Genomic DNA, 5181 nt, shown 5'->3' on the forward strand with positions numbered 1-5181 from the left:
AATTATTAAACGAATATGATGAAACGATGAGTGCGTATTACAAAGAAAGATCGTCAAATCAAAAAAACGTAACATGGACGGAATCAATGAGCTCATTTATGTCCAAAGAGAAAAGAATGCATATGAAAGAGTTTTTAAATGAAAAAGGATTAAATAAGAAATAAGTAAAAAGGCAAACCTGGAATGCGGGTTTGTCTTTTTTTGAGGAGAAATGTATTTTTTTGCTATCATATACATAGAAATAAAAATTAATAAATTTTTACAAAAGTGATAGAAAATGAGAATGAAATGCCAATAGTAAGTAAAAGCAGCTGCTAAAGGGGAACTGAGGAAGGAAGATGTTTATGATTTTTGATTCTGAAGAGGATTTAATTATAGCTATGAAAAAACGTGATCAAGATGCTTTGAAAGAAGTCATTGATCAATATGGAAAATTAGTTTTATACATTATTCATAAATCATTAAGTACCCCTATTGAGAAACAATATGTAGATGATTGTTATAACGATGTATTTACTGTCATTTGGTTTAATATCGACCAATTTGATATAGAAAAGGGAAACTTAAAATCTTGGATGATGGGTATTACTAAATTAAAGGCATTGGAATATAAAAAGAAAGTATATAGAGAGAACAAAATGGATAAAGACGTAGAAATAGATAAAGGTATCCATGATAGTTATGAAATAGAACAAGAAGAAGAGATTATGGAAATAGTGCAAGATTTAAATAAAAAGGATCGATATATCTTTTTAAAGAGGTATATTGATGGATATTCCATTGACGATATTGCAAAAGAATTAAAAGTAACGGCGGATTACATATACAACCGAATTTCTCGTGGAAAGAAAAAACTTCAAAAACTGTGGAAAGGGAGTATGTAATATGGATAAAAGATTATTATCGATGTTAAATGAGCTCCAATATTCAGAAGAGGAAATTACACGTTTAGAGAAAGAAGCGAATGAGTCTATAAATATAGATAAGTATTATGTGAGAAATGGAGATAGTTATGGAGTTAAAAAAACGCGGAGTAAAAGTAGAAAAGTATACAGATTTTGAAAAAGGGTTTTTCTTATTTTTTAATATATTCGTGATAGTAAGTGCAGGTCTTTGCTTTATAAAATATTTAATGTAAAAAGCGGCATAATAGCCGCTTTTTATCGTTTTATTTAGTATTCGATTTAAAATATTTGTCTTATGAAAGAACGATTATTGCTAATTGTAAACTGCCAATAAAGTTATTTAAGTTTTGATATAGAATGCCCCATCGCACTTGAAAATGCAGCAATAATTTCGTTTGAACCTATCTATTATTGTCCACTATCTAAAGCACCCTCTATAACAAGTTCAAACTTTCAATAAGAAGATAACCCCCCGTGCAACTTAAAAGGATATACGTAAATATTTTGAAAATCCGTTGATTAAGCCATTTGAAAATAATTTGACCTATATACAAACCTAGAAATACGATTGGAATAGCATAAAAACTTGATTCCCAAATTGTTTTGTTTGTGCCAGTAAAGAGTATTTGAGTTAGTAGACTAATGAAATATATAAATAGATAAAAAGCTAAAGTAGTTGCTCTCAACTTCTCTTTTTTCGTATCAGTTCCTGTAAAGTAAAGTAACAGGGGTGGTCCTGGCATACCGATACTTGTCGTTAAAAGACCGGATAATCCACCCACTAAGAAATCTCTAGATTTTGTTGATTTAATCTTAAAGTTGCATATTAGCATCAACGTTAATAGTAAGAGCAGGATGCTAATTGCTAATTTAAAAGCGTTTATATTAATGGAAATGAARAKTAAAATACCAAAAGGWACACCAACTATACTTCCRAWARTTAAYCTTTTCAGTAGAATAAARTCAATGTCCATTCTTATTTTCCAAATGAGTGATATGGAAATAAYTAATGATAAAATRATATTAATTTGTATAGCTTCTTGTGGTAGAAATAGCATGAGTAAGAAAGGTGTTGCCATAATAGAAAAGCCAAAACCTGTACTTGTTTGTAAAATAGAAGCTACTAATATAATACATATGAAAATGAATATAATCCCCMAAATAGCCCCCCTACATAATCAGATCCAATAAATATTTTAACATAAAGTGAAAYTTTAATCAKTGGRGGYTTTGTTCATCCCCCAMTGATTATTAGCCCACACCAATTGGGATCTTGCTGCCCGGCAAATAGCCGCTTTTTATGTTGCGGTTAATATTCCAAAGATGATCCTGTAGCTTTAAAATATTTTTCTCGTGAAGGCGTCATTACCCGGATTGCTAATAAACAGGAAAGGAAAAGAATGAGTAATGAACTTCTGATTACAGTAATTTGAACGGAAAGAAATTGTGCGGATGCTCCAATTGCTAAAATGAAAAAGATTTGGATGAAATTTTTTATTGAATCAAACACGCTATCGATACGTCCTATCATATGTACAGGGATGTTATTTTGATAAAATGTTATAAAGCCAGTACCAGCAAATGATGAAGAAATGCCAAGTAAAATGAAACTGCTCGCTGCGACTATAAATGAATTTGAAAAGGCAAAAATCACATAACCTATTGCTGTGAAAATCATACCTAATCCGATACAATGTTGAATTGCTAATCGTTTGGCAAAGAGAGAGACGAGAAATGAACCGAAAACGTAAGCGGCACCAGTTATACTAACAAGCATGCTATATTCTATATCGGATAAAAACAGTACTTGATTTGTGAAAACAACTTCTTGTGAATCGAGTGCCATAGAAACAAGCATAGTAGCTTGAAATAAAACGAATATGAGAATTATGTAAGTTTCCGTTCGAGCGAATGAAAAAACTTGTTTCCAATCACTTCGTAATGTTTGTAAGAAAGTATTAGAAACCTCTTCGTTTTGCTTTGTTTGTAATGTAATGTTTGGCAAGAAGTAAATGAGAATGGTAGAAAGTAGAAATGAAAGTGAGTTGCAGTAAATAACAAAGGATGCTGAGTACGTGGTGAGAAGTATTCCAGCAAGGGCTGGACCGATAATAAAAGCCCCGCTTGTACAAAAGTTATTCCAAGCGTTGAATTGAGCGCGCTCTTCAGCTCGTATGAGCATTGTTTTATAAGTAAATGAAGCTGGATCGAAAAATGATGTAGCAATGCGAGTTAAAAAGATAAAAATATAAATGACCCAAATAGAATCAAATAGTGGAATACAGCCAATGAGAGCTGCTCGAATTATATCTGTGATGAGCATAATTGACCGTTTATTTAATCGATCTACAATACTACCAGACCATATTTTTGTAACAACGGTGGCAATTGGACCGACAATCCATAGGCCTGCTACAGCAGCGGGAGAGTTTGTACTATTTAACACCATTAAGTTTAGAGCTATGAGGTACATAAAATCACCTAAACGAGAAATGCCTGTGCCCGACAATAATAATAATTTATTTTTCATGGGTATATGGACCTTTCTTTCATTGTTTTTTTATCCGGCAGGAAATAGCGTATTCTTCTTCTGAGGCTGATTGACGAGCGGTTTTGCTTTCCCAGCGTAATAAAACTTGTGAGATTTCCCAAGTGAGTTGTTGTAATTCCTCTGGAGTTAAAAATAAATGAGATACAATATGGCTCCCTGTATTTGTTCCTTCAGTGCCTGCTTCTTCAATATAGAAGTGAGCAGATTTTGCTTTATAGTACTTTTCAATAATCCCCCGTTTTTCCTTTGTATCTACTAATTCAAGTAAGCCTCCGTCAAATAAAATTTGGATGTGATAGTGAACGCTACCAGCAGATTTATTTAGTTTAGTAGATACTTGTTTTGCAGTGAGTGTTTCGTCTTTTAAAAGGTGAAGAATTTGAATGCGAGTTGCATTGGAAATTAGCTTTTGTTGTTCTGCTGAAATGGTAAGTCGATCTTCAAACATTTTGTTAGCTCCTTTCTTATAATCTAAATTTATTGTACGTTCTAAAAAATTAGATTGTAAGAGAAATAAATCGCCTTTTTCTTGTGAATTTCGACAWAAATAAAAATGGCATGTACATATACATGCCATTAAGTGATAGTAGATTCTTCACTAAGCTCCCCATGATAAAACAAGAAAAGCCATATAAAACTAACAAAAATACAGCATATAGCTAACAAGCTACCAATCACTTGAGGAGAAAGGATTTCTAAAAACCATCCTGTAATAAACATAGATAACTGAATAAGCGATCCGTAGATGGAATAATGAAATGAAAAAACTTTACCAATCATGTTTTCTTGCGTATACGTTTGTAGTAATGTCGTATCAAGTGGAACGATGATTCCTCCTGCTATACGCATACAGAGTAATGTAATGATACCGATAATAAGTTGATCGGATAGAATGAATCCGAGAAAGAAAATTCCTTGTAGTAAATAGGCCCAACCAAATGCTCTTTTCATTTTGTCTTCATTTTTAGACATATAAAGATTAACGAGGAGACTGCCAATCATAAGTCCAGCCCCTTGAACCGCATATAAAATACCAATGTTAGTGTGGAAGATTCTTTCGGCATAGATTGTTAGAAGTAACTGATAGGCACCTCCAATAATGCCCCATGAAATGCCGACAAGAATTAATGTTAAAATAATTTTGCTTTGTAATATGTATGTATAACCATCTTTTATATCAGTGAAAAACGCTTTTTTCKTGCTAAAAGTGTCACGAGAAGGGATCTTTATTTTATAAATAATATAGGCTGAAATAAAGTATGATAGGCTATTAATAAAAAAGGCAATTTCGATACTTAAAGATTGTGTAATGAGTCCACCTAAAGAAGCTCCCATAATAGACATAAAACCATTGATTGTACTAGAAAGAGAGTTAGCGGTTACGAAATGCTTTTGATGTACGATATTTTTTAGAGTTGATTGCTTAGCAGGCTCGAATAAGCAAGAGAGTACTGATAAGCATATATTAGAAACGAAAATAATTTCAATTTTGTAGAATGCTAATAAATAAGTGAGGACGATAATTCCTCGTAAACTATCGGTAAAAATCATAATTTTCTTTTTTGAAAAACGGTCTACAATTCCGCCTATGAATGGGCTCAGAAGAAGTTGAGGTAACCCTTTGCTCATAAAGGTGAGTGCTAACATAAATGAAGATTCTGTTATGCTATAGACGAGTGTTAATAAAGCGACAGTATGAAACCAATCCCCAAGTACACTTAATGT

5 protein-coding genes and 2 pseudogenes are annotated in these 5181 nt (G+C 32.4%); 3 read left to right on the forward strand and 4 right to left on the reverse strand.

Annotated elements, in window-relative coordinates; genetic code table 11:
• From AC1DJR_RS18155 to AC1DJR_RS18165, 3 genes and pseudogenes are all read left to right on the forward strand, one after another.
• Nucleotides 1–164, forward strand: a pseudogene (locus AC1DJR_RS18155) (NADPH-dependent oxidoreductase); the annotation flags it as partial.
• Between the two features lie 174 nt (nt 165–338).
• Nucleotides 339–884: a sigma-70 family RNA polymerase sigma factor gene (locus AC1DJR_RS18160; RefSeq protein WP_429686682.1), complete on the forward strand. Its 546-nt coding sequence runs from the start codon at nt 339–341 to the stop codon at nt 882–884.
• Nucleotide 885: 1 nt separating this feature from the next.
• Nucleotides 886–1138 (forward strand): annotated as a pseudogene (locus AC1DJR_RS18165) (hypothetical protein).
• 201 nt (nt 1139–1339) lie between these two features.
• Here the strand turns inward: AC1DJR_RS18165 and AC1DJR_RS18170 are convergent.
• From AC1DJR_RS18170 to AC1DJR_RS18185, 4 genes are all read right to left on the reverse strand, one after another.
• The gene (locus tag AC1DJR_RS18170) at nt 1340–2059 is read right to left on the reverse strand and encodes a sulfite exporter TauE/SafE family protein (RefSeq protein WP_477003178.1); all 720 of its coding nucleotides are present in this window, start codon (nt 2057–2059) and stop codon (nt 1340–1342) included.
• Nucleotides 2060–2214: 155 nt separating this feature from the next.
• Nucleotides 2215–3435: an MFS transporter gene (locus AC1DJR_RS18175; RefSeq protein WP_477003176.1), complete on the reverse strand. Its 1221-nt coding sequence runs from the start codon at nt 3433–3435 to the stop codon at nt 2215–2217.
• Between the two features lie 19 nt (nt 3436–3454).
• Nucleotides 3455–3904, reverse strand: coding sequence for an ArsR/SmtB family transcription factor (locus AC1DJR_RS18180; protein ID WP_000461279.1), 450 nt, complete (start codon nt 3902–3904; stop codon nt 3455–3457).
• A 128-nt stretch (nt 3905–4032) separates the two neighbouring features.
• On the reverse strand, nt 4033–5181 hold a 1149-nt coding region (locus tag AC1DJR_RS18185; RefSeq protein WP_477003177.1), incomplete at its 5' end, for an MFS transporter.

It is taken from the genome of Bacillus sp. 05T31 (assembly GCF_056396725.1).

Coding starts and splice junctions, on each gene's coding strand:
- AC1DJR_RS18160 (WP_429686682.1), top strand. CDS start 339: ATGTTTATGATTTTTGATTCTGAAGAGGATTTAATTATAGCTATGAAA.
- AC1DJR_RS18175 (WP_477003176.1), bottom strand. CDS start 3,435: ATGAAAAATAAATTATTATTATTGTCGGGCACAGGCATTTCTCGTTTA.
- AC1DJR_RS18180 (WP_000461279.1), bottom strand. CDS start 3,904: ATGTTTGAAGATCGACTTACCATTTCAGCAGAACAACAAAAGCTAATT.